This is a genomic window from Acinetobacter sp. B51(2017) (assembly GCF_003711395.1).
Taxonomy (GTDB): domain Bacteria; phylum Pseudomonadota; class Gammaproteobacteria; order Pseudomonadales; family Moraxellaceae; genus Acinetobacter.
In genome coordinates, this window is record NZ_PJRJ01000010.1 from 75,807 (window position 1) to 95,631 (window position 19,825).

22 protein-coding genes, 2 tRNA genes and 1 pseudogene are annotated in these 19,825 nt (G+C 37.0%); 12 read left to right on the forward strand and 13 right to left on the reverse strand.

What is annotated here, in order from left to right; genetic code table 11:
- Positions 1-188 precede the first annotated feature (188 nt).
- From ompR to scpC, 3 genes are all read left to right on the forward strand, one after another.
- Positions 189-950, forward strand: a complete 762-nt coding sequence (ompR, locus tag CYK47_RS06790) for an osmolarity response regulator transcription factor OmpR (RefSeq protein WP_122900140.1) — start codon at positions 189-191, stop codon at positions 948-950.
- Between the two features lie 66 nt (positions 951-1,016).
- Complete coding sequence (locus CYK47_RS06795) at positions 1,017-2,477, forward strand: ATP-binding protein (protein ID WP_122900142.1); 1,461 nt, start codon at positions 1,017-1,019, stop codon at positions 2,475-2,477.
- A gap of 205 nt (positions 2,478-2,682) precedes the next feature.
- Complete coding sequence (gene scpC, locus CYK47_RS06800) at positions 2,683-4,188, forward strand: succinyl-CoA:acetate CoA-transferase ScpC (protein WP_122900144.1); 1,506 nt, start codon at positions 2,683-2,685, stop codon at positions 4,186-4,188.
- Positions 4,189-4,225: 37 nt separating this feature from the next.
- Here the strand turns inward: scpC and CYK47_RS06805 are convergent, their stop codons facing one another.
- From CYK47_RS06805 to CYK47_RS06820, 4 genes are all read right to left on the reverse strand, one after another.
- Entirely contained in the window at positions 4,226-4,966 is a 741-nt protein-coding gene (locus CYK47_RS06805; protein ID WP_122900146.1) for a class I SAM-dependent methyltransferase, read from the reverse strand.
- Between the two features lie 98 nt (positions 4,967-5,064).
- A tRNA-Phe gene (locus tag CYK47_RS06810) sits at positions 5,065-5,140 on the reverse strand.
- Between the two features lie 131 nt (positions 5,141-5,271).
- Positions 5,272-5,347, reverse strand: a tRNA-Phe gene (locus CYK47_RS06815).
- Positions 5,348-5,449: 102 nt separating this feature from the next.
- Complete coding sequence (locus tag CYK47_RS06820) at positions 5,450-5,827, reverse strand: GNAT family N-acetyltransferase (protein WP_122900148.1); 378 nt, start codon at positions 5,825-5,827, stop codon at positions 5,450-5,452.
- A gap of 70 nt (positions 5,828-5,897) precedes the next feature.
- On the opposite strand from CYK47_RS06820, the gene hisB reads away from it, so the two are divergent.
- The 4 genes from hisB to CYK47_RS06840 all read left to right on the forward strand — a co-directional run bounded on the left by hisB (position 5,898) and on the right by CYK47_RS06840 (position 8,825).
- Positions 5,898-6,491, forward strand: a complete 594-nt coding sequence (gene hisB / locus CYK47_RS06825; protein WP_122900149.1) for an imidazoleglycerol-phosphate dehydratase HisB — start codon at positions 5,898-5,900, stop codon at positions 6,489-6,491.
- Positions 6,491-7,108 carry an imidazole glycerol phosphate synthase subunit HisH gene (hisH, locus tag CYK47_RS06830; protein WP_122900152.1) on the forward strand — a complete coding sequence of 206 codons (618 nt, stop codon included), beginning with the start codon at positions 6,491-6,493 and terminating at the stop codon, positions 7,106-7,108. Before hisB ends, hisH begins: the two co-directional genes overlap by 1 nt.
- 124 nt (positions 7,109-7,232) lie before the next feature.
- Positions 7,233-7,709 (forward strand): DUF805 domain-containing protein, encoded by a 477-nt coding sequence (locus tag CYK47_RS06835; protein WP_122900153.1) that lies wholly within the window; start codon positions 7,233-7,235, stop codon positions 7,707-7,709.
- Positions 7,710-8,066: 357 nt separating this feature from the next.
- Entirely contained in the window at positions 8,067-8,825 is a 759-nt protein-coding gene (locus CYK47_RS06840; protein ID WP_122900154.1) for a hypothetical protein, read from the forward strand.
- 217 nt (positions 8,826-9,042) lie between these two features.
- Here the strand turns inward: CYK47_RS06840 and CYK47_RS06845 are convergent, their stop codons facing one another.
- The 3 genes from CYK47_RS06845 to CYK47_RS06855 form a co-directional block, all read right to left on the reverse strand.
- The gene (locus CYK47_RS06845; protein ID WP_122900156.1) at positions 9,043-9,900 is read right to left on the reverse strand and encodes an IS982 family transposase; all 858 of its coding nucleotides are present in this window, start codon (positions 9,898-9,900) and stop codon (positions 9,043-9,045) included.
- Between the two features lie 138 nt (positions 9,901-10,038).
- Positions 10,039-10,878 carry a zinc chelation protein SecC gene (locus tag CYK47_RS06850; RefSeq protein WP_122900158.1) on the reverse strand — a complete coding sequence of 280 codons (840 nt, stop codon included), beginning with the start codon at positions 10,876-10,878 and terminating at the stop codon, positions 10,039-10,041.
- The gene (locus CYK47_RS06855; protein ID WP_058972188.1) at positions 10,850-11,347 is read right to left on the reverse strand and encodes a hypothetical protein; all 498 of its coding nucleotides are present in this window, start codon (positions 11,345-11,347) and stop codon (positions 10,850-10,852) included. The genes CYK47_RS06850 and CYK47_RS06855 overlap by 29 nt, the downstream gene beginning before the upstream one ends.
- 290 nt (positions 11,348-11,637) lie before the next feature.
- On the opposite strand from CYK47_RS06855, the gene CYK47_RS06860 reads away from it, so the two are divergent.
- On the forward strand, positions 11,638-11,925 hold the full coding sequence (locus CYK47_RS06860) for a BrnT family toxin (RefSeq protein ID WP_000438825.1): 288 nt from the start codon (positions 11,638-11,640) through the stop codon (positions 11,923-11,925).
- Positions 11,912-12,226: a BrnA antitoxin family protein gene (locus CYK47_RS06865; protein ID WP_004728120.1), complete on the forward strand. Its 315-nt coding sequence runs from the start codon at positions 11,912-11,914 to the stop codon at positions 12,224-12,226. The genes CYK47_RS06860 and CYK47_RS06865 overlap by 14 nt, the downstream gene beginning before the upstream one ends.
- Positions 12,227-12,298: 72 nt before the next feature.
- Here the strand turns inward: CYK47_RS06865 and CYK47_RS06870 are convergent, their stop codons facing one another.
- From CYK47_RS06870 to CYK47_RS06890, 5 genes are all read right to left on the reverse strand, one after another.
- The gene (locus tag CYK47_RS06870; RefSeq protein WP_122900160.1) at positions 12,299-12,781 is read right to left on the reverse strand and encodes a hypothetical protein; all 483 of its coding nucleotides are present in this window, start codon (positions 12,779-12,781) and stop codon (positions 12,299-12,301) included.
- 513 nt (positions 12,782-13,294) lie between these two features.
- Positions 13,295-13,897 carry a hypothetical protein gene (locus CYK47_RS06875; protein ID WP_122900161.1) on the reverse strand — a complete coding sequence of 201 codons (603 nt, stop codon included), beginning with the start codon at positions 13,895-13,897 and terminating at the stop codon, positions 13,295-13,297.
- A 7-nt stretch (positions 13,898-13,904) separates the two neighbouring features.
- Positions 13,905-14,513: a hypothetical protein gene (locus CYK47_RS06880; protein ID WP_122900164.1), complete on the reverse strand. Its 609-nt coding sequence runs from the start codon at positions 14,511-14,513 to the stop codon at positions 13,905-13,907.
- Positions 14,514-14,530: 17 nt separating this feature from the next.
- Complete coding sequence (locus CYK47_RS06885; RefSeq protein ID WP_122900166.1) at positions 14,531-14,773, reverse strand: hypothetical protein; 243 nt, start codon at positions 14,771-14,773, stop codon at positions 14,531-14,533.
- Between the two features lie 426 nt (positions 14,774-15,199).
- On the reverse strand, positions 15,200-16,636 hold the full coding sequence (locus tag CYK47_RS06890) for a MobA/MobL family protein (RefSeq protein ID WP_252150257.1): 1,437 nt from the start codon (positions 16,634-16,636) through the stop codon (positions 15,200-15,202).
- 108 nt (positions 16,637-16,744) lie between these two features.
- Here CYK47_RS06890 and CYK47_RS06895 point away from each other — a divergent pair, with 108 nt between their 5' ends.
- The 3 genes from CYK47_RS06895 to CYK47_RS06905 all read left to right on the forward strand — a co-directional run bounded on the left by CYK47_RS06895 (position 16,745) and on the right by CYK47_RS06905 (position 19,510).
- Positions 16,745-17,431 (forward strand): hypothetical protein, encoded by a 687-nt coding sequence (locus CYK47_RS06895; RefSeq protein ID WP_122900168.1) that lies wholly within the window; start codon positions 16,745-16,747, stop codon positions 17,429-17,431.
- Positions 17,432-18,019: 588 nt separating this feature from the next.
- Positions 18,020-18,937, forward strand: a complete 918-nt coding sequence (repM, locus tag CYK47_RS06900) for a replication initiation protein RepM (RefSeq protein WP_122900170.1) — start codon at positions 18,020-18,022, stop codon at positions 18,935-18,937.
- 78 nt (positions 18,938-19,015) lie between these two features.
- On the forward strand, positions 19,016-19,510 hold the full coding sequence (locus tag CYK47_RS06905; RefSeq protein ID WP_122900172.1) for a plasmid replication DNA-binding protein: 495 nt from the start codon (positions 19,016-19,018) through the stop codon (positions 19,508-19,510).
- A gap of 216 nt (positions 19,511-19,726) precedes the next feature.
- Here CYK47_RS06905 and CYK47_RS15885 read toward each other — a convergent pair.
- A pseudogene (locus CYK47_RS15885) lies at positions 19,727-19,825 on the reverse strand (IS982 family transposase); the annotation flags it as partial.

Consider the following 19,825-nt stretch of genomic DNA (forward strand, 5'->3'; position numbering starts at 1 on the left):
AATAACAGCAAAAGCGTGACAAAGAATAAGATTCTTGCCTTTTTATGCAGCATTTTACCTGTATATGTTTGGTATCTATGTCTTGATTTTAGCTCGTATATTTGTTGCTTTAGAGCATAGTAAAGCCATTTGAATATCGTATACTGAAATCCGACATGACGATGACAATAAAGAATAAGGAGCACATTATGAGTTTAGTTGTACCCGCTGAAAATTTAGATGCTGTACAAGAAACCGACCGCGTCGAACGCATCCTCGTTGTAGATGATGATGTGCGTTTACGTACTTTGCTACAACGCTTTTTAGAAGATAAAGGTTTTGTAGTTAAAACTGCACATGACGCCACGCAAATGGATCGTTTATTACAGCGTGAACTGTTCTCGCTCATCGTGCTGGATTTTATGTTACCGGTTGAAGATGGCTTAAGTATTTGCCGTCGTCTACGTCAATCTAATATTGATACACCAATTATTATGCTCACTGCACGCGGGAGCGATTCAGACCGTATTGCAGGTTTAGAAGCAGGTGCAGATGACTACTTACCTAAACCATTTAATCCAAATGAGTTGTTGGCACGTATTCGTGCGGTATTACGTCGTCAAGTCCGTGAAGTGCCTGGCGCACCAAGCCAACATATGGAAGTGGTGAGTTTTGGCCCATGGTCACTTGATTTATCTACTCGCACCTTAACCCGTGAAGGTCAAGTCGTCACTTTAACCACAGGTGAATTTGCCGTGCTTAAAGCACTGGTACAACATCCGCGTGAACCTTTAACCCGCGATAAACTGATGAATTTAGCGCGTGGTCGTGAATGGGGTGCGATGGAGCGTTCGATTGACGTGCAAGTGTCACGTTTACGCCGTTTAATTGAAGAAAACCCTGCCCGTGCGCGTTATATTCAAACTGTTTGGGGTGTAGGTTACGTTTTTGTTCCAGATGGCGCTGAATAATAATATTCAAGTTGGGTTTACTGTTGCAGTAAACCCTATTTTTTTGGCTTTAATTTGAGAGCAGCGGTGAAACTCGATCCTCTAGACCCACAAGAATTTAAAGATTACGCAGCGTATTCAGAAAAAAAACGTACACCAACCGAACGTTTTTTGGATAAAATCAAGCCACGTTCTGCCGCCATGCGCACCACTGTTTTGGTGCTCTTTGTCGTGTTATTTAGCCTTTTTATGTCATTGTGGTTTTTTTGGCGCACGCTGTATCTGCCAGAAATTCAACAACATGCACGCTACTTAGCCGTCGAACTGGATATTTTAAACGACCCTGATCTACGTATTTATCATCAAGGCGAAATGGTAAATCCACAAGTTTGGCTCAAAGATCGTGTGGGTCTAGAATATATTACCGACCCCGATGAGTTTCCCAATGTACGAGAAAAAGTCATTGCGGAATTTTTTACCAATCAAATTGAAAAAAAATTAGCCAAAGAAATGGGCATTGAAAATGTCACGGTATATTTTCAGTTTAAGCCTAGCCCACGCATTTGGATTCAAACCCCTGAAATGCAAGGTAATTGGGCGCGTGAACCACTAAAAACCTATGCCAATTATAGCCCCGAATTGGTCATTGCTTGGTTGTTAGGTACGCCATTAATTGCTGCCATTATTATTTTAACTTTAGTGCGTCAGCTGAATCGTCCACTACGTCGTTTGCAAAATGCCGCCAATAGCTACACCAAAAATGGCACTGCACCCTATTTAGAAACCAACCACGGTCCACAAGAAATTCGCGAAGTTAATCAAGCATTTAACCGTATGATTTATAGTCTAGATCAGACTGAGCGTGATCGGCGTATCATGTTGGCGGGGATTTCCCATGATTTACGCACACCGCTGACACGCATTCGATTAAGCGCAGAAATGATGCCTGATGAAGACTTTTTAAAAGAAGGTCTGATTTACGATGTCGAAGATATGGATGCGATTTTAAATCAATTTATTTCTTATATGCGTGATGGTTCCGATGAAGAACCGCAAGACACCGACATCAATAGCTTATTACAAGAGCTGGTCGTACAATTTAAACCTTTAAATATTCATTTTAGCCCCCATGAATTACCTATCATTCAGGCACGCAGTTTATCATTAAAGCGTTTAATTGGTAATTTAATTAACAATGCTAAACGCTATGGTGCAGAACCGATTGAAATTTCTGCACAAATGATAGATGAACGCATTTTGATTTGTGTTGCTGATCACGGCGAAGGGATTCCTGAAGATCAAATTGATGATCTGATGCAACCTTTTGTGCGGGGTAATGCTGCACGAACGGTGCAAGGCAGTGGTCTAGGGCTGGCAATTGTGAAACGTATTGTCGATATTCATCAAGGTGAACTACTGATTCATAATCGCCCCGAAGGCGGCTTAGAAGCCATTATTTCTTTGCCCTTACACAGCAAGCAAATCCCTGAAATTGAAGCACATAGTACACTGGAAAAACTCAAACAAAGTTTGAGTGATCGCTTTTAACTATTGTTCAATATTTAAGCAAACAACTTTGTTTAAATAATAAACCGCTGAGTTTAATTTATTTAAAATCATGTGTTTATATATTATAATATTAATTTATACCCACATTTTTTGAAAAAATTAGACCTTAGCCTAACAGCTATGCACAATGGCTTTTCTGATCGGTACAATCCGTGTCAGCTTTAAAATTTAACGAGAGTAAACCATGTCTTTAGATCGCATTCGTTTAGCTTCACTTCATGACAAAGTCATCAGCGCTGCTCAAGCTGCTGAATTCATCAAAGATGGTATGACTGTAGGTATGAGTGGCTTTACTCGCGCAGGCGAAGCAAAAGCTGTACCTTTAGCTTTAGTAGAACGTGCCAAAACTAACCCATTAAAAATTACACTAATTACGGGTGCAAGTTTAGGTAACGACCTTGACAAAAAATTAACGGAAGTCGGTGCGCTGGCACGTCGTCTTCCGTTCCAAGTGGATAACACATTACGTAAAGCCATCAACAAAGGCGAAGTGATGTTTATCGACCAACATTTATCTGAAACTGTTGAGCAAATGCGCAACGGTCAGCTAAAGAAAAACGAAATCGCTGTCATTGAAGCTGTAGCGATTACTGAAGATGGCGGCATCATTCCAACAACGTCTGTAGGTAACTCTGCAAGTTTCGTACAATTTGCGGATCAAGTGATTGTTGAAATCAACACCAACTTAAGCCCAGCATTTGAAGGTTTACACGACATCTATATCCCAGAGATGCGTCCTAACCGTAGTTCGATTCCATTAACTGTATCTGATGAGCGTATTGGTACGGCTGCGATCCAAGTTGACCCAGCGAAAATCGTGGGTATTGTGATTAACAGCGAATTACATGACTCTCCATCTACAGTAACTGAGCCTGATGACGAAACTCAAAGCATTGCTGATCACTTAATCGCATTCTTTGAACGTGAAGTTGCAGCAAAGCGTCTGCCATCTAACTTAGGTCCATTACAAGCAGGTATTGGTTCAATTGCCAATGCGGTACTTACTGGTCTAAAAGAATCTAACTTTGAAGATCTTGTGATGTACTCAGAAGTACTACAAGACTGTACTTTCGAATTAATTGATGCAGGCAAAATGAAGTTCGCTTCTGGTTCTTCAATCACTTTATCTGAAAAATTTGGTGAGAAAGTATTTAATAACATCGAAGCATACAAGGACAAACTTGTGCTTCGTCCACAAGAAATTTCAAACCACCCTGAAATCGTACGTCGTTTAGGTATTATTGGTATCAATACTGCACTTGAGTTTGATATCTACGGTAACGTGAACTCAACTCACGTATGCGGTACTAAGATGATGAACGGTATTGGTGGTTCAGGTGACTTCGCGCGTAACGCACACATTGCAATTTTCGTGACTAAGTCAATCGCCAAAGGTGGTGCAATCTCATCTGTTGTTCCATTTGCCTCACACATCGACCATGCTTGCCATGACGTTGACGTATTGGTGACAGAACAAGGTTTAGCTGATCTGCGCGGTTTAGCGCCACGCGAACGTGCGCGTGCGATTATTGATAACTGTGTACACCCAATGTACCAAGATGCACTAAACGATTACTTCGATCGTGCATGTGCTAAAGGTGGTCAAACGCCGCACATCTTAACTGAAGCGCTTTCTTGGCACTCAAACTTCGAAGAAACAGGCTCAATGCTTGTGACTGAAGAAGCTTAAGCCAATGCTCTAAAAAAACGCCCATCTGGGCGTTTTTTTATACTTGTGCGAGCCGCCCTAAGCGTAATAACACAGGAAAAGTCACGCTAATTGACATCCCGCAGTATTGCTTTAAATCATCAGCAATTTCAGTGAGTGCTGAATGCCCCGTTTGTCGTTCATAATGCTGTACCGCTGACCAAGTGCTTAAATATTCAAACAGCTGTTGCGCTGTCCATACATAATTAAGCTCAAGCTCAGGTGTTGGTATTTCCTGAAATGGAAAGGGAATCGTTTGATAGCCCTCATCGATATAATGTCGTTCAGTGTCCCAATAATCCCTTAAAACCTGCTGGTACAAATGCTGAATGCTGGCATTGAGTTTGGTATCATGAACTTCAATCAAACCATAACCAATAATGGCTAATACCCCTTCTGGTTTAAGCACGCGTTTTACTTCCTTATAAAAGCGTTCAAAATCAAACCAATGTACCGCTTGCGCTACCGTGACTAAATCCACCACATGCGCCATTAAATCGCTTTGCTCGGCTTTTTTGATCTCATAGCGCACATTGGCAAGCGTAGGTGCATGGTGCAGCTGATTTTCACTAATATCGGTGGCCAAGACATGATTAAAATGCGGTGCTAATAATTGTGTAAATTGACCTGAGCCTGCACCAACATCCCAAGCCATTTCTCGCTTTGGTACAGATAATAAAATTTGCCCAATAATTTCTTCTGAATAAGTCGGACGCGCTTTTTGATAACAGTCACTGTATTCTGAAAATAAATCTTTCATTTGGCTATCGCTCATTTTTTTTATTTTTAATCATTATACGCAAAAAAATTTAAGTATAAAAAAAAGCCTCAAACTTTTGTTTGAGGCTTTTTTGAATATGGTGGCGAGACCCAGGATCGAACTGGGGACACACGGATTTTCAATCCGTTGCTCTACCTACTGAGCTATCACGCCGATGCGGTGTATTAAGCCCTATCTTAGAATATTAGTCAACACATTTCTTTAAAATTTATTAAATATTCATTTAATAAAAAAATTTAAGTATAAAAAAAGCCTCAAACTTTTGTTTGAGGCTTTTTTGAATATGGTGGCGAGACCCAGGATCGAACTGGGGACACACGGATTTTCAATCCGTTGCTCTACCTACTGAGCTATCACGCCGATGCACGTATTAAAGCGTTTTCAGCTCTAAGCGTCAAGCCCTAAGTCTTGATTTTTAATTCAAGTGTTTATTTTTACAGCAAAATCCACAAAATAATGCTTTTAAAGCTTATCAAGTGTCATTAAACAGCGATGAATCGCGCCACAACCGGGTTTAAAAGTCTGAATTCCTTTCTGTTCTTGCATGCGACACACTTCACTGACTAAACGCTCAGCCACTCCACGACCACGATTGGCAGGATGCACCACCACATATTCTAAAATACATTGCGTATCTTGCTCACGACACCAAATTGCGCCAATTAATTTGCTGTTAAACTCTGCGGTATACAGTAAAGTATCCAACGCAAGACTCTGCTCAAGTTGGTTTAAGGCATCCTGACCATTAGAAAACTCAGGACTTAAGTCGTATAAGCGTTCAAGTTGACTCCGAAAGTCATTATTTTCTAAAGACGTGTAGGCATGTACGGTAATAGGCATTGCTAAACCCTCCTAAGCAATCTAGTATTTGCGTTTCGCTTAAATTTTTAACGTTTTGAGGAATGTGTCTATGACAGAGCGTATCAGTGAAGTGGTAAGAAACACTAACGAAACTAAAATCCGTGTTCGTGTGAATCTTGATGGTACAGGTCAAGGCACCCTCAATACCGGTGTTCCTTTTTTAGATCATATGATCGACCAAATCAAGCGTCATGGTCTGTTTGATATCGACATTCATTGTGATGGCGATTTAGAGATTGATGACCATCATACTGTAGAAGATTGTGGTATTACTTTAGGTCAAGCCTTTGCCCAAGCCTTAGGTGATAAAAAAGGCTTAAAACGCTACGGTCATTTCTATGCGCCACTCGATGAGTCATTAAGCCGTGTTGTCGTAGACCTCTCTGGTCGTCCAGGTTTATTTATGGACATTCCATTTACGCGTGCCCGTATTGGTAGCTTTGATGTCGATCTATTCTCTGAATTTTTCCAAGGCTTTGTAAATCATTCATTAATGACCTTACATATTGACAACTTACGTGGTAAAAACAGCCACCATCAAATTGAAAGTGTCTTTAAAGCCTTTGCGCGTGCGCTACGTATGGCATGTGAAGTTGATCCACGCGCGGCCAATACAGTCGCTTCAACTAAAGGAACGTTGTAATGACGCGTATTGCCCTTCTTGACTATGGCATGGGGAATTTACACTCTGCTGCTAAAGCCTTAGAACACGTTGGTGCAACAGTAGATGTCACCAATGATTCTAAACTCATCGCGCAAGCAGATAAAATTGTATTCCCAGGTGTTGGCGCAATGCGTGACTGCATGCAAGGTATGCATGACGCAGGGATTGATGAAGTGGTACGTAATGCCGTCTTTAACAAACCTGTACTCGCCATTTGCGTGGGAATGCAAGCCTTAATGCAACATTCTGAAGAAAATGGCGGTGCCGATGCATTGAGTATTTTCAAAGGACAAGTGAAACGCTTCCCAGATATAGATGGCTTAAAAGTACCGCATATGGGCTGGAATCAAGTACATCAAGCCGACCCGAGCCATCCAATGTGGAATAACATTGAACAAGATGCGCGTTTCTACTTTGTGCATAGTTTTTATGTAGAACCACAAGATCAAAGCATTGTGGCTGCCACTTGCAACTATGGCATCGATTTTTGTACCGCGCTGCATCAAGACAACCTATTTGCAACTCAATTCCATCCAGAAAAAAGCCACACTGCTGGCTTACAGTTGCTCAAAAACTTTGTGGATTGGAACATCTAAGTTTTAACTGTATGGTATACAAAAGCTCAACTTCGGTTGGGCTTTTTTTATTTACAAAAGCAAGCTAGGACAGGCGATATTTTTAAATTATGGTAAGCACATAACAAGAAAAAAGGACAGCCTCATGTATTTGTCTTCTCAAGATCCTGCCTACGAAGGTCTATCTATGCATGGACGCTTTGGTCGTATCTCTTATTTTGCTTGGCACATGTTACTTGCCTTGGGTTTATTGATGCTACTGGGTACAGCATGGCTAATTGCACCGCATTTATTTGATCAAGCAATATTCATCATCGATGCCAGCAGTATAATTGCGCTGCTGCTGTTACTGATTGCCCAAATCGGGGCAGTTTATTTTCATATTGTGTTTACAGTACGCCGTTTACATGACTGTGAGCTAAACCCATATTGGGCCATATTATGCATGATACCTTTTGCCAATTGGTTATTGGCATTTTACTTACTTTTTAAACCTGGTATTAACCAAAAAAATGTCTATGGTGATGTACGTCACACATTAATTTGGGAAAAATATCTCACTTATTTGAGTATTTTAATACTGGTGTTATTTATAATAATTTTCATTTTATTTACCAAATAAATCTATTTTCTTAGCATTTATCGACATTATTTTCGCTTTGTTTTTTAGTGCTAAAAATATCCATTAGAAATATTAACAAATACATAAAAAATTCTGACAGTTTTACTCAACTTTAGTTTTTTTATGCTATAAGTAGTAAAAAATATTCTATTTAACTTGCTGTTTAAAATTAATATTTTGTAAAAAGTAATGCATTTAGATATTTTTTGCCTATGGCAGATCAAACAATACAGACTGTCATAACTTATTTTTATCCAAAATTGAGCGGCTATATGACCGAGTTTTTTGTCGATTATTTGGGATGAGGCTCATCTATATAGTTGCTCAGTTTACTCATTGTACTTTGGAGATTAGAACATGGCTCTTTTTGGTGGTTTAAAAGGTTTAAACGGTGTATTCACAGCAATTTCTCAAGGTTTTTCTAAATTTTTAGGTAAAATCGTAGAAGTAGTTGCAAAAGTAGTGGATGGTGTTGTTGAAGCAGTAGGCCAATTATTAGATCCAGTGCTGGATGGTTTGGCAAAAGCACCTATCATTGGTGATACGATTGCAACTGTGGATCATTTAGTAGGTAACCTAACCACTAACTTAAGCGACACACTACATTCAACTGCTGATGCACTATCAACTGGTTCAGTTGTAAACGGTGTAGATACACTCCTTAATGGCGTAACAGATACAGTTGGCGCAGTAGTCAATGATGTTGCAGACACAGTGGATACATTAGCGACTGACGTAATCGACCCTGTGTTACATAAACTTCAAGATGCTCCTGTACTTGGTCCAATTCTTGAAGGCGTTGAAGAAACTTTAGATCAAGTTGTGGGCGATGTTGATGGTTTGGGTAACTATGTTGCTGACATCGAGCCTTTAGAACTAGTTAAAGATGTATTAACCAACCCATTAGACACAGTGGGTGGCGTACTCAAGGACGTTGCAGATATTGTAGACGGTGTTCTTGAATCTGCAGCACCAACTTTAGATGTTCAAGTTCCTGTTGTAAATGAGCTTGGTGATGTTGTTCAACAAGTAGGTGCTGGCGCTGTTGGTCTTGTGAATGGTTTAGGTCAGGCTCTAAACACGCTTGATTTAGACATCAATCTTCCTTTCGTTTAATTGTTCACTTTCAATTAAATGCAAAAAAAGCCTAGATTTTTCTAGGCTTTTTTTATGTCAAAATTATTTACATTTTTAAATCAACAGTAAGTCTTTGCTATTATTTCAATTAATAGTTGATTTTTAAAACAAGTATGCTATTTATCCAATAAAGTGAAATTTTAAAAAAATTTGAATTAAAGTTATTAATTAACCCGAATCATGGATAAGCCTGATTTTACATCGTTATAAATTGAGGCTTATTTTGATGACAGATTTGATAAGCACATAAGGATGCGTAAATTCCAGCGAAATAACCTGAAAGAGAACGATGGCGACTGCTTACTAGGTTGTATTGTTGCTTCAATAAGCTAAAGATCGTCTCTATTTTATTGCGTTGTCTCAGCATGATTTCATCCTCTGGTGATAATTCCACTCTTCGCATGTTCTTGCGATGATAGGTAATTAATTCAATATCTTGTGCACCTAGTTTATCTTTTACAGTTTCACTGATGTAGCCACGATCACCGAAGATCTTACCCATGTAGCCTTGAGCGAGCTTCGGCAGAAGCTTTATATCTGAAGTATGGCCATTCGAGAGTTGGGTCTGAATAAATTGACCCTGAGCATCCACCAATACATGCAATTTGCATCCATAGAACCAACCCATTGAGCTTCTACCTCGTGTGGCAATTTGTTTTAAAGATTTATGGCGCTCAATACGCTGATTTTTACATACAGGTAGAGTTGTAGAGTCAACCCAAGCACACGTTGTTTGAGCATTGGAAGCTAAAGAAATATGTAATGCTTGAAGTGCGAGTTGATGTTGGTTGATTAAATAAATGATCCGTTGATAGGATGGTAATGCTTTAAAAAGCTTGGAATAAAAGCGCTTTATCATTCCATAAAAGGCTTTGAAATGATGAAGTTGAGAGTTCTTGTACCAAACAGCAATAAAGATGATTTCAGATAAGCATAGAACACCTGATCGCTTTCTGATCTTCGGATTTTCTTGTTTTAGATACTGCCAATAGACCACTTCATTTTTTTGAAAAAAATCATCAATCGTGCAGAATAAAGTTGTAAACTCGAACATAGGATGGCTGGTTGAATGGTTTGTGTCGTAACTCACTTATCAACTCAGTCATCTTTTTTTTCAACTGAATTTCTTATCCATGATTCGGGTTAATTTTAGGAAAACTAAAGAAAGTAAATATGCTCTTCATATTTTCCCTTATATTTTGATCAAGTTCGTCGCCAAATTAGAAGGTGGTGGTTTTCTAAATGCTATCTCTATATGTGGGAATTCAATTTTTTCTTTATTGAAACAACATTCTTTGAATACCTTCCTATTTTCTTGACATGGGCAAAGATCATTTTCATCAACCTCATTGAATTCAGCTCTGTCAGTTAACTTTTTTGTCTTAAATGGTTTCCAATAATCAAAAGGTGACTCTAACCTTTCTGATACAAAATCAACAATACTATAATCATAATCTATCAATGCTATACATGATTTTTGCATAGGGTTTTTTACTATAGAAATTTCTTTAATATCATCAATTTCATCCCCTATATGAAAGCACAATTCACCATTGTATACTTTGCCTTTCTCATGAATACATCTACTCCTTGGCCGGATAACATGAGCACATATTGAGCATATATATCGCTTTACTGTAAAACCCATACTAAAGAAAATTTTATATGGGAACAAAGATTGCCAACTCTCAATAATTTCTTTATAAAAATACAGCTTGTACTTTTTTATAAAATCTTCATCAACATTCTTTTCTAGAAAAGATATGTCTATTTCTACTCTTTCTAATAAAACCCAAGCGTCATAATGCTTTTTATCTCTCAATAGAAAGAAAGTTTTGATATATCCATCTTTAATCTCAAGTATGGTTTTCAATTTCCATAACAAATTAGATACATCTTCATTTCTTTGTTTCTGACTGATTTCTAGCAGTTTACTGATTTCTTCTAAAGCAGCTTTATAGTGATTTTCATCTGTAGAATTGCTTAGCAATAAAGTATCTATGTTATTTAGTAGATTTATCAATTTCTTTATCTCTACTCAATTCATTAACTTTATCTAGAACACTATTAATATGTTCAGCATCACCACGATAGGTTACTTTGATATTACTATCATTTTTCTTTTCGATAATTACGTTGAAATCTATTTCATCGCCATTCTTAGCTTGCAATTCATTTGAAATATAATCACTCATAACATTTGTGAATGTTGGTACAGCCACTTGTGCTACTAAAAAAACACCTAACCAATAAGCTTTTGAGTGTAACGCTAACTCTTTATATTCATCATCCGATGCAAATAGTTCAACATTATTTTCTCCTATTTCCTTTTGTAGATAGGAAAAAATATCAATTGTCCCATTATGAAATGCATCATTCTGAGTAAAACTAGGAAGAATCAGAACACTAACATCCCTATCTAAAATCAAAGGCTTTTCATCTTTAAAAAATGAAAAATCTAAATCTGTTTTTTCTATTTTAAGTGGTTCTTCTACAATCATTTATTTTCCTCCAAAAAGTCAGATTTCATCATACAGATAACTTTCATGTAATCCTATTTAACATAATAGAGGTTATACGAAATGCACAAATTGAAACATATAAAAATCAAAAACTTATGATATAAATTATTTGCTCGATGATGTTCAAAAGCCGACTTGGAAACAAGTCGGCTTTTTTATGAGCGGTTTTGGAGTGTTTTGCCAATAATTTTGACTAAAAATTACACTAATTGGGTTGAGTGATACAATTTTGTGATACATTATTGTATATACAAATTTGAATGTTTTTTATGGAACAGTATTTTGAATGGGATGAGGCTAAGAATCGAAAGAATCAGAAAAAGCATGATATCTCTTTCGAAACTGCAAGCCTTGTTTTTGAAGATCCATTACGGATCTCAATCCAAGACAGACATACCGATGGTGAAGAACGTTGGCAAACCATTGGACGAGTTAAAGGTGTACTAATGTTATTGGTGGCTCACACCATTTTTGATGAAGATGACTGTGAAATCATACGAATCATTAGTGCAAGGCAAGTGACTAAAGCGGAGCGAAACAAATATGAGCATGGTTAGATACTCACGCAAAGAGCTGAATGAGAAATTTGGTGAGAAGCAAGATGCTGAAATTCAACGCTTGCTTGCTAAAGGCACGGTTCCGGATGATCAGCTAGATCTATCAGATATTCCTGAAATTACCGATTGGAGCAGTGCTGTACGCCAAAATCAATTTTACCGCCCAGTGAAGCAACAAACTTCAATTCGGTTAGATGCTGATGTACTTGCTTGGTTCAAAGCACAAGGCAAAGGTTATCAAACACGAATGAATGAAATTTTACGGGATGCTATGCTGAAAGAATTAAAAAATCATCAATAAAAATGGGAGCTTAAGCTCCCATTTTTGACTTCGCATAACGTGTATTATGTTAATTTTAGAATTTGTTAATAATCAAAAGAAGTTTTCTGGGTATAAAAACGATGGAATATTGCGACGAATTAATTCCGCTTGACCTCGATAACCTCTTTTTTCAAGTTCTAATAAGAATACAGGCCAAGGTGGAATATTACTGCGATATACATCTATAGATGACGTAGACATGCCACCACCTTGCATTCTGGACAATCCACCACCTTGCATGGTGGATAGACCACCAAACTGCATCGTGGACAATCCACCATATTGCATCGTGGACAATCCACCATATTGCATCGTGGACAATCCACCATATTGCATCGTGGACATGCCACCATATTGCATCGTGGACATGCCACCATATTGCATTGTGGACATGCCACCATATTGCATCGTGGATCTACCACCATATTGCATTGTGGACATACCACCGCCCTGCATAGTAGACAGGCCGCCACCTTGAGCCGTACTTAAGTTTCGGGGCCAAGTGATTAAATTCGGTATTTCAGGTCGTGACATAATGATATAACTCTTAAAATTAATAAAAAACAATAATTAGAGTACATTACTGCTTTTTTCACTAGATTTAGCAATAGATTAAAAAGTAAACGACAAGTTGTGTCTCTTTAATTCTCTATTCTCTGAGCCATCATCATTCCCAAAACAAATCAGATCAAAAAATATTCAAGTTTTAGTTTTTTCCTGATAATTCAATACTTCCATTCCTGAAATTGTCCGCAATTTCTGCGGATAAAGTTTGGGGTAAGTTTTGAGCAACGTTGTAAGCTCAGGCTGACATGAATTAGGGAGCATTGCGTCTATGGTATCCCTGCGATTTTTCATATGATGGGGACATTGAGAACAGGATGTTCCAACACATAAAACAATAATGCTAAGTGCAACACTAGGACGTGAGGTACGACAGGAGTTATACCTAAACACCCAATACGAAAAAGCCCAACACGATGTTGGGCTTTTTTATTTTCTGAATTATTTAGAATAATCCAGATTAGGTTAATTTTATAAAATCATTCAAGTTACTAACATATTTGAATACTCAAAATCTGCACTAACGTCATGAACTACAGTACAATTAAAAAGTAGTTGTTGAATATAATCATCTTTACAATACTTTTCATTTGCATATTTTAAATCCCAATGATCTGCATGCTCTATATAATTCTGTTCTTCTAAAATACTAATACGGATATATTCAACTTTTTCTCTAAAAACATCATCTGTATTGGCTAACTGGGTAATTTTACGTGTAATTAAATTAGCAATTTTTCGTTTCTTTAAGTAATCAAAATCCAGTTCAACATCTTTCATTACTATGAAAAACATGAATTGTAAAAAACAATCATTCGTGCATAAATGGTTATTCTTATTTAAGAAATCCTGATTTAAGTTAAATAAACTAATTTTTTTACTTTCTATCTCATAAGGTTTTAAAATATAGTAAGTTTTATAGTTACCAGAACCTACCATTCTAAAAAGAAATTCTATTTGATATAAAGGATCAATATCATCAAAGCTATCGTCGAAATCAAAACTAATATCATTATAGTCAGAAAATTTATCTATTTCCTGTATAAAACTATCGGTTTTTTTAATAATTTCTATTTTGTGAGACATAATACACTCAGTTATCTATGTAGTAGTTCCAATCAGTAGCTTTGTTTTCAACATCTAGATGTCTTAAAATAGACATTAGTCTATTGATTTTATAGGACTTTTGCAACCTATCGGATGTCTCAATATAACCTCGCATGACATAAGTTTTTTTCTCTAATGGATCATATTCTTTATCCAGTGAAACAAAATCAACTTTGCCATTTTTATTAAATACTAACTCTAAATAACCAGAGTTTCTATTCCTAGACATAAACCTAATATTAAGAAATCCAAGTTCAGTTAAATCAACATAAAAATCTCTTTTCCTTAAAAAATATTCCAACTCATTAAAATATCTTATAAAATTAATAAGTGAGTTTTTTTCTAAACTTTTATCTAATATTTCTTCAGATAAGTTAGATTCATAACCACTTTCTTGAAAAAAATTAAATATGAAATGATTATAACTTTTATAGTTTTTTATGCTATTCAAAACAAATGAAACATTTATACTTCTTTTAATTTCTTCTATTTTAAAATTATCATAATGATATTCATTAAAGTTACTTATTTCTTTAAAATTACTACTGTAATTATCTATATTTTCAGAAATATAAGTTTTATATTTTAATGACATAAAATCACCTAAAAATATTAAAGTTCTTTAAGATCATCTAAACAAGATTGTAAGTTATTAATTAAATTCTCAACCATTTCAACTGTTAACTCTTTTCTTACATCTATAGCAATCACATTAGAACTTTTTGAATAACCAAATTCTAGAATAGCAATCTTCTTTTTGTCATTCAGACCAACACGTATAGCATCTACGGAAGATAAAGGCACCAGTTTCTCATATATCTTTTTTTCAGACTTTGCTTCATTAACTTTAGGCATAAAAAATCAAATTTATAAAAAAATGTATTTTATATCATATACTAAAAACAGTGAATTTTTTTTTATGATAAATATCAATATGATATTTATATGTCAATTCACGACTTCTTAATTCGTATATCCTATATTTTATAGTCATAATCATTAGATTTTTTCCAATATTTTTGATTATGAATATATCTGTTTAACATAAAATCTCTTATATGAAATTGGATCTGTAAGCCTCAGCGTACAATCATTGGGGCCTATTGCCTCTATGAGATCAAACGATCTTTCCCTATTCTGAGTACATAAGGAACAGGAAGTTCCGGAACAAAAAACAAAAATGATAAGTTCTACAACATGGAAGAGAGGTACGACAGGAGTTATACCTTGCACAACCCATACGAAAAAAGGCCCAACAGGATGTTGGGCCTTTTTTCATGCTTAAAATAAACCCGGTGGCTCCCAATCCTGGCGTCGTTCGCTAGACACTTCGGGCTCTCGCTGAGGCGCAGCTTGTTGCGCTTCTCGGTATGCGATCACGTCTAATTTTTCTTGAATACGATTTAGCTTCAATTGCTGCGAGTTTTTAACGCATTTGAGCTCAAATGCATTCACCTCCCAATGGTGTTCAAGGTCTGCGATCAACTTGATATCATTTTGGATCATGGTCTTGGCCAGCGTCAGGAGGTTTTTTCTAGGATCTAACTGCAGCATCTGCATGAGCAGCTCTTGTTTTCGCTCCATGATATACAAGTAATGTTTGGCCTCGACATGATCCTGATGCGCAGCCAAGCGTTTGACCTCTCTTGCTTTACGATCCAATTCTAAAATATGCCGCTCATACAGCGTTTCTCGCTCATTGACCACTTCATACACGCTGAGCGCTTGCACGGCCTCCAATGCAGAGCAGGCCAGCTGTTGCTGTTTTGCCAGTTCATAGGCCTGTTTATACAGTTCTCTTTTGTTGTCTTCACGGATGCGTTTGATCTCCGCAATTTGCTGCTGTACTGCTAAGATCATTTCCCCATCCACAGGGTTGTGCAACTTCCAACGTGGGATTTGCGGCACCTCTTTGAGCTGAGTGCCATACTTGGCGTTGTAGTCTGCATAGGACAGGCAGCTCACCCTGTTTTCAACCTCAAAGCTGATATCGTCAATGCAGATGGTTTTGGTCGGTGCATAACGTTTTAGTGCCTCATTAATCAGCTCCTCGGCCTGTTGTCTAAACACACGGATCTGATGTTTGCCTTGGCCAAGCGCATTCGCGGTCATTTTAGGCGCACCGCCTGCCGCTGGATGCTTAGGACGGTACTGTTTAAAGAATTGTTCTTTGGGTCGGGCAATGCCGTCACTCAGGCTGCGTTCTGAATACATCAGATGTAAATGCGGCTGTTCTTCTCCGGTTAAGGCACTTGGATGCTGATGCACGGCTGCGGTATAGGGGAATTGATGTTCAGCCGTAAAGCCCTGGATCAAGCTGTGTACCAATTCAGCTCGCTGAGAGCGAGATAATTCTTTCGGTAACGCCACAGTGATCACGGCCGAGGTTCGGCCTCGTTCAATCTCAAAACGATCGGCTGCCGCCCAAAATTTTTCCGGTGCATTGTCGGCCCAATCCGGTAGGTTTCCTGACAGACACAATTCCAATTCTTCTTGATCTTTGTGTGCAGCAAAATGTGCCGTTCGGGTCAGATAGTGGAAGGTGTTTTTTGAGCTGTTGTCTTTTTTGGTATTGTGCCGAACGTTCAAATAGTACATGGCCATTTTTTCCAAATTGTGGGCGCTTTTGCCCCGCAGGGCGAGGAGAACTGTCTTTTTTGCAAAACTATCACAAGCGTGATACGTTTTCAAAAAAAGACAGGGAAACGAGATAAACAATTTATTCTGCAATACAGAATAAATTGTTTAATCTACTGTAATAACGCAAAATGGTTTACTGTACTAACATAAGTAGCAATTCTTCAAAATTCGAAAAAAAGAGGGTCTATGGCCGGTCGTAAAGCATTGGTATTGGTTGCCGAAGATATCAACTCATTAACACAATATACCCGTCAATTGCCCTTTAAACGTAAAGTTCAACAACGTTATTTGGACATGATCGCCAAGAAAAAAAGCATGGCAGATTTGTCAGAAGATGATCTGACCTTGGTGAAGAAATGTCGTTATGAAATGAACGCACATCAAAAGCAAATGGCCGCTTTAGCATTGATCAAAGCACAATCATCACATAGCCGTTTTGAACGTGAGATTTTAGATTTGGCGGCACGTCAGGATATTGATGCTTACTTCTTGATGTTAGATGGCTTGAAAGCCTACTTAAAAAACGTAGATCAGAAGAAAGCTGAGAATAAGCTGCGCAATGACAAGCAACGCATGGATCAGAAATTGCTAAGCCCACAGATCCAAGCCAGAAAACAGCGTGATCGTGAAAATTACTTCTTAGGTGCTTCATTCCGTAAGCTGATGGAAGTCACAAGTCTGCACCCTAGAAAGAATGATCTAGAGAAGTTAACTCATGTTATAGGTTTAGCAATTTCTCTAAGAGGACATAATTTCGATGTAACACGTTATCTCAATAGCCTTGGCCGAAGTGTTAATAATGATGAAAAACAATTAGCGATCGCTTTAAAAGAAATACTTGAAGATCCAAGAAACCCATACATTGAAAAATGACTAGAGTATGCCGATTGCCTAGCTGAATTTCAGCATTTGAAGTTGATAAGCACACGTTTAGTTACCCAAAACTATGCAAATTAAATAGGCTGTATGTTCATTCAGAGCTGTATGAACAAAAAAGGCCATATAAAGCGCTTAGAGCACGTTTTTTTAATGAACACATAGATAGGATAGTTTTTGAGATAAACACGGCTTAAACGGGCTTAGAATGCATTTTAAGGGCTGTTCAACATAGGGATTAACCATGTATTCAGAATATTGAAATCAAAAGAACGTCGTAAACAAACAGATTTTAGACCTGAAATTTAGCTACTCTGAAAACAAAAAATCTTCTCTTTTTTTAACAAAAAATGGAGCGAAGCTCTTTTTAATTATTTTTAATATATTTTAATACTTTTACGTCCGCCAAAAGCCTTATATGGCAAGGGTTTCAGACCTAATACCACACCAAAAAGTCACCTATACCACACCAAAAAGTCACCTATACCACACCAAAAAGTCACCTATACCACACCAAAAAGTCACCTATTTACACCATTTAAGAATGATGGTGTAATTACACCAAATAAAATTTTGGTGTAATAAATGTATTCTAATGACTTAATAGTAAAAGATAATGCCTTAATTAATGCCAGCTATAACCTAGATACAATTGAGCAAAGACTCATGCTTTTAGCCATAGTACAGGCACGTAAAACTCAATCTGAGATCGATGCGAATACTAGATTGCGTATTCATGCTAGTGAATATATGGAACGTTTTAATGTAAACAAGCATGCAGCTTATAAAGCACTAAAAACAGCTGTAACTAATCTGTTTGGCAGACAATTTACTTATTACACGATTGATTCCAAAACAGGAAAGCAGAAAAAAGTGATATCAAGATGGGTACAGAATATTGCATATATCGACGAAGCTGCGATTTTAGAGGTTACTTTTACAGTTGATGTTATTCCGTTGATTACTAGATTAGAAAAGCAGTTCACTAGTTATCAACTTAAACAAGTTTCTCAGCTAAGTGGAAAGTATGCGATTAGGTTGTATGAACTACTCATTTCTTGGCGAGAAGTTGGAAAAACTCCCATATTCGAGATATCTGACTTTCGATCTAAGTTAGGTTTAGGATCAGATGATTACCCTCGAATAGATACGTTTAAAAGACGAGTACTAGAATCCGCCATTAAACAAATTAATGAACATACGGATATCATTGTTAAAGTGGAACAGCATAAGGAAGGTCGTTCAATTTCAGGTTTTTCTTTCTCTTATAAAACCAAAAAATCTAGTAATGCTAAGAAATTAACTATCATTAAGACTATGACTGATAAGCAACGACATTATTTCGCTAGCAAGCTATCTGAATTACCTGAATTAGGACATTATTCAGAAGGTACAGAAAGCTATCAACAATTTGCTATACGTATAGCTGAAATGCTAAAAGACAGTAAAAAGATTGAAGAATTTTTGCCATATCTAAATCAAGTTGGCTTTGAGAGCGTATAAGTTTCTATATTGATTGATTGTCTATTAGGCTGTCTAATAGACAATTGATTTTTACAAGTTTAGGCATATTTTGACAAGATGAAAAGCCTCACAGTTCTTGAGCTATCCAAGCTATATAAAATAAATAGACAGACCATTTACAATAATATAAATAAAGGAATTTTAAGCAAAAATTCTGAAAATAAGATTGATCTAGCAGAAGCTATACGCATTTTTGGTGAACCTGTAAAAAGACGAGATGTAAAAGAATCTGTAAAAGTAGACAATCAAATTTCGGCAGAAGTTTTACTACTTAGACAGCAGATAGATATCCTAAAAAATCAGCTTGATGATTCCAAAGAGAGAGAAGCTTTTTATCAAAATCAAATTGAAGCTATGCAACGTCTTTTAGAAGCTCCAAAAGTTACTAAGGATCAAGCTAATCCTTTGGAAAGGACTGAGGCAAATCCAAGGGATGAGGACTATGTAAAAGTAAAATATGACGGATTGACTACTCAAGAAAAATTACCAAAGGAGATAGTCGCTCCAGAGCAACCTGTGAAGAAGAGCTTTTTGAGTCGTTTTTTTAACTAGTATATTCGAGCAAGATTGTTTAATTTTGATGAACAAAAGTGTGGAACATTGCTTATTAAATAATCGTGGAACGGTCTCATTCACGTAAAAAGCCCAACTACTGAGAATTGGGCTTTTGATTTTTGGTTAAGCTATTGAATTATATAAACTAATAAAACCGATTTCGTATAACCTGTATTATGTTAATTTTAACCCGAATCATGGATAAGCCTGATTTTACATCGTTATAAATTGAGGCTTATTTTGATGACAGATTTGATAAGCACATAAGGATGCGTAAATTCCAGCGAAATAACCTGAAAGAGAACGATGGCG